The sequence below is a fragment of the Saccharopolyspora sp. genome (assembly GCF_017434145.1).
Lineage (GTDB): Bacteria > Actinomycetota > Actinomycetes > Mycobacteriales > Pseudonocardiaceae > Saccharopolyspora_C > Saccharopolyspora_C galaxeae.
In genome coordinates this window covers 1-4027 of the sequence record NZ_JAFRFW010000896.1, presented here as the reverse complement: position 1 = coordinate 4027, position 4027 = coordinate 1, and the positions used below count along the sequence as shown (strand labels likewise).

At 69.4% G+C, this 4027-nt stretch carries 5 protein-coding genes and 1 tRNA gene; 3 read left to right on the top strand and 3 right to left on the bottom strand.

What is annotated here, in order from left to right:
* The 3 genes from IJH84_RS24250 to IJH84_RS29375 form a co-directional block, all read right to left on the bottom strand.
* Positions 1-389, bottom strand: a 389-nt coding sequence (locus tag IJH84_RS24250; protein ID WP_295149470.1) for an MsnO8 family LLM class oxidoreductase, incomplete at its 3' end; no start/stop codon positions are given.
* Between the two features lie 196 nt (positions 390-585).
* Positions 586-656, bottom strand: a tRNA-Cys gene (locus IJH84_RS24245).
* A 42-nt stretch (positions 657-698) separates the two neighbouring features.
* Positions 699-770 (bottom strand): putative leader peptide, encoded by a 72-nt coding sequence (locus tag IJH84_RS29375; protein WP_367269089.1) that lies wholly within the window; start codon positions 768-770, stop codon positions 699-701.
* A gap of 329 nt (positions 771-1099) precedes the next feature.
* On the opposite strand from IJH84_RS29375, the gene IJH84_RS24240 reads away from it, so the two are divergent.
* The 3 genes from IJH84_RS24240 to IJH84_RS24230 all read left to right on the top strand — a co-directional run bounded on the left by IJH84_RS24240 (position 1100) and on the right by IJH84_RS24230 (position 3872).
* On the top strand, positions 1100-2014 hold the full coding sequence (locus IJH84_RS24240) for a pseudouridine synthase (RefSeq protein WP_200072197.1): 915 nt from the start codon (positions 1100-1102) through the stop codon (positions 2012-2014).
* A 224-nt stretch (positions 2015-2238) separates the two neighbouring features.
* Positions 2239-2661: a hypothetical protein gene (locus tag IJH84_RS24235; protein ID WP_200072196.1), complete on the top strand. Its 423-nt coding sequence runs from the start codon at positions 2239-2241 to the stop codon at positions 2659-2661.
* Between the two features lie 50 nt (positions 2662-2711).
* Entirely contained in the window at positions 2712-3872 is a 1161-nt protein-coding gene (locus IJH84_RS24230; RefSeq protein ID WP_295149464.1) for a terpene synthase family protein, read from the top strand.
* The last annotated feature ends 155 nt before the right edge of the window (positions 3873-4027 follow it).

Sequence of the window (4027 nt, the reverse complement as noted above, 5' to 3'; positions counted from 1 at the left end):
GATTCCAGCGGTCGCGGCGCCCCTTGTCGTGCGGTGGCCAGCTCGGCGGCCTTGGCCAGTCCGGAACGCCCGAGGCCGAGGTCGACGCGATCCGGGTGCAGGTGCGCGAGGGTGCCGAAGTCCTCGGCGACGCGCAGCGGCGTGTGCAGGCCGAGCAGCACGGCACCGGAGCCGACCCGGATCCGGCCGGTGGCGCCGAGCACGGAGCCGATCAGCACCGCGGGAGATGACGATGCCACCCCGGGCGCCAGGTGGTGTTCTGCCAGCCAGAAGCGCCGATATCCGAGGCGGTCGACGTGCCGCGCGAGGTCGACGGTGTCGTGCAGCGCCTCGGCAGCGGTGCTCCCGGCGGACACCGGTGCGAGGTCCAGGACCGAAAGCGGCGTCAACGCTGCCTCCTCCACAGGAGTTTCGATGTGGTCCACCGAGCCGCGCGCCCGGCGATTGCGGGACTGCGGCCGGAAAGCCCGCTGCTGCTCGGCTTCGGGCCGCGGCAGGTGCGCTCGACCTGGAACGCGCATCGGGCGTCCGTCGAGGATCAGCCGATTCCTGTCCGGAATGGACGGACGTGCGGGCTGGTTTTTGAGGCGGAGACGGGATTCGAACCCGCGTGAAGGGCTTTGCAGGCCCTTACCTAGCCGCTCGGTCACTCCGCCACGGAAGTCCACAAAGGACGACGGGCGCGGCCGCGTTCCGGCTCAGCGAGCACAGATCGCGCTTGCGTGCCGCCGCAGATCGACGTGCAAGCGAGCGACCAGGCCAGAACTCATGCCGAGGATTCTTGCGCCACCGGCGCCGGGCGTCAATCGCCGCCCGAGCCGTCCCACAGCGTGGGCGCGAGTTGCGCCGAACGGGCGCTGTCCGCGAAGTGGTCGATCACGCAACGAGCCGCTGGGCCCGCTATCACCTGCGCAGATGCGTCTGCGAGGAGCCCTTGGCGCCGGTCTTGGATCCCAAGTTCGACGCTGGGTGTTTGCCCTTTTCAAGCGGCGTCAGCCGCTTCCGCCACGTACGCAACCCGAGCACCGGCGCATGAGGTTCCGCTACCCGGGCACCTACCCAAAACGAGTTCAAAGACGGGCTCATAAGCTGGGCAGCGATGCGACGCAAACCCCGTTCCCCGTTCCCGCAGCGGGACGGCTTGGACGCCGTGCGGCTGCGCACGCCGGACGGCGGGACGTGGCCGACCATGCGGGACCACCTCGTCGACCGGCTGCCCATCGCCGCAGCCGAGGTCGATCGGATGCTGCGCGAGCAGCGGGTCGCCGGTCCGGGCGGGCTCGTCGATGCCGAAACCCCGTTCGCGCCGCGCACTTCGCTGTGGATGCAGCGCGAAACCGCGCCGGAACCGCCCGTTCCGCACTCCGTCGAGGTGCTGCACCGGGACGCGGACATCCTCGTCGCGGACAAGCCGCATTTCCTGGCGACGACGCCCCGTGGCGGGCACATCACCGAGACCGCGCTGGTGCGGTTGCGCCGCGAGCTGGAGCTGCCGGAGCTGAGCCCGGCGCACCGGCTGGACCGGATGACGGCCGGGCTGGTGCTGTTCACCGTCCGGCCCGATGCGCGCCGCGAGTACCAGGGCTTGTTCCAGGACCGGGCGGTGCGCAAGGAATACCTCGCCGTGGCCCGGCACGATCCACAGCTGGTGCTGCCGCGCACGGTGCGCAGCAGGATCGTCAAAGAACGCGGTGTGCTGCAGGCGCAAGAGGTTCCTGGCCCGCCGAACAGCGAAACCCGCGTGGAGCTCATCGAGCACCGCGACGGCCTGGGCCGCTACCGGCTGCTGCCCACGACAGGACGCACCCACCAGCTGCGGGTGCACCTGGCCGCGCTGGGTGTGCCGATCGCGGGCGATGACCTCTACCCGCAGGTCCGGGACCGCGCCGACGACGACTTCACCGACCCGTTGCAGTTGCTCGCGTCCGTGCTCGAATTCCGGGATCCGCGCACCGGCCTGCTGCGGCGCTTCGAGACCCGGCGCACGCTGGAGTCCTGGCCGGCACCGCGCTGAAACCGCAATTTTCCGCGCCACCGGAACACCCCGAGCTCGATCGGGAACAATTCGGCACCCGCGCACCAAAGTGTCAAGGGCGTGACCCGCTCAGCGCAGTGCCGACGCCGCCGCGCGAGCCTTAGAATCGATTCCGTTCCCGGGACATTTCCGCTACCAGCACACTCCCCCGTTTCCGAAAACCCGGCGGGAGCGCCGGAACGAGCAGAGGAAGTGAGGCGAGCATGGCGTCCATCACCCGGATCGAAGCGAACATCGCCACCGCCGACGCAGCGAACGCGGACACCAGAAGCGATGTCTACCTCGGCATCGCCGGACGCGAATTCGGGCTCAGCACCGGCCGGGACGACTTCCGGCGCGGCGAGACCGACCGGTTCGTGCTCGGCGAAGGAGCCAACGTCACCGACGCCCAGTACAAAGACCCCAGACGTCCGCAACTGGAAACCGAGGACCTGGAGCGGTTTCCCACCTACATCCGAATGCACCCGGCCGGCGAGTACCCCGGCTGGCTGGTCGAACGGGTTTGGGTGGTGGTCAACCCGGAATACCGTCCGCGGGAATTCGACAACTCGCGGCTGGAAGGCACCGGACAGCAGATCTGGCTGCACCAGCCCTACGGGCTCGTCCTGTACCTGACCCGGACGTGAGCCCGCCCGGAGCGCCGGCCCCACCCGGCGCTCCGGCTCTGCTTTCCCAGGTGAACCGCCGCAACGACGATCTCGGGGTGAACATGGACGTGCGGACGAGCAGCGCGGCACCGGCGGAGCCCGACGCCGGGCCGACCGAGCAGCACATCGAAATCCCGCCCTTCTTCTGCCCGATCGAACCCGTGATGCACCCGGACAAGGACGCGGTGCACCGCCGTTCCGGGCAGTGGGCGCAGCGGCTCGGCCTGGTGCGCAACGCGGGCGAACTGGAGCGCTGGTACGCCTCCACCTCGGCCGATTTCTACGGCGGAATGGTGCCGAACGCGGTGACCGAGCAGTACCAGATCGCCGCGAACTGGGTGTATTGGGGATTCTCCCTCGACGACGCGCATTGCGACGAAGGCGGCAATTGCACGGACCCGACCCGGTTCATCCCGGTGGCCGCGCGACTGCTGCGCATCCTGGACACCGGTGATGAATCGCTGTGCCGCGGGGATCCGCACCTGCTCGGGCTCTGCGATCTGGCGCATTCCTACCGGCGGCTGGCGACTCCTGCCCAGACCGAACGGTGGATCAACGCGCACCGCAGGTGGTTGTTCGGAGTCGTGCAGCAGAACGCGCAACGCGCCGCGGGTGGACCGAAGACCCTCGACGACTTCTTCGTCGTCCGCCTGCACGACTGCGGCGGCCCGCCGACCCAATCCATGTTCGAATTCGCGAACGCGGCCGAAATTCCCGGTTCCGAACTGCACGCCGCGCCGGTGCGGGCGCTGACCGAACTGTTCTGGATGGTGGCCGCGCTGGACAACGACCGGGTCTCCCGGCACAAGGAAATGCTCGGCCAGCAGGACGGGCACAACCTCACCGACGCGGTGCGCACCGTCACCGGCACCGATGCGCAGGAAGCCGAGGCGACCGCGATCGCCTACCGGGACCGGCTGATGCTGCTGTTCCTGCGGTTGCGCGAGCAGGTCCGCCGCGGCGCCTCCGAGCCGTTGCGGATCTACCTGGACAGCCTCGCCCACGGCATCCGCGCCAACATCGACTGGAGCCTGCGGACTCCCCGGTACACCGTGCTCTACGCCGCGGACGGGATCACTCCGGCCGTACGGCTGCGGTTGAATGGGTCCGTTGTGGACTCTCCTGCGGTGCGCCGCGCGGAGCCGCTGCCCTTCCCGTCGATCGCCTGGTGGTGGACGCAACTCGACTAGTCGGCCGCGTTGCGGGGTCGCCTCATGCGTGATCCCCGGCGGTCGCGTTCCGCCGGGGATCATCGCTAGGTTCAGCCGTCGAAGCGCCCGTCTTTGACGGCTTCGACGAACGCGGTCCACTGGCCGCTGGTCGTGGTGAAGTACCCGGCGGCGCG